The sequence below is a fragment of the Pseudomonas sp. 65/3-MNA-CIBAN-0223 genome (assembly GCF_040310425.1).
In the GTDB taxonomy this organism is placed as follows: Bacteria; Pseudomonadota; Gammaproteobacteria; order Pseudomonadales; family Pseudomonadaceae; genus Aquipseudomonas; species Aquipseudomonas gregormendelii.
In genome coordinates this window covers 1-248 of record NZ_JBEOPV010000276.1, presented here as the reverse complement: position 1 = coordinate 248, position 248 = coordinate 1, and the positions used below count along the sequence as shown (strand labels likewise).

Here is a 248-nt window from a genome sequence, read left to right as displayed (position 1 = left end):
CGATCAGGGCTGCAAGGTCAGGTTTCATTGGGCAAAGCAAAGAGACGACGAGACGGGTTGGCGAGCAAAGTCCGAAACATTCAGTCTAGATGAGGATCTCTACAACACCGTGCAGGCCTACAAGGCAATGGTTCTGGCGCAACTCTGGCAAACGTATCCAGACGGTGCCGACTGGAATGCAGCCATTGAGAATGTGCCCCTCTTTCGTCGGAAGCTGGATGATGATGATGCAGAACCTTGGGAGCGAG

Annotated in this window: 1 pseudogene; it reads left to right on the top strand. The window is 53.6% G+C overall.

The features are described 5' to 3' along the window. Positions 1–248: pseudogene (locus AAEZ09_RS28875) on the top strand (site-specific integrase); the annotation flags it as partial.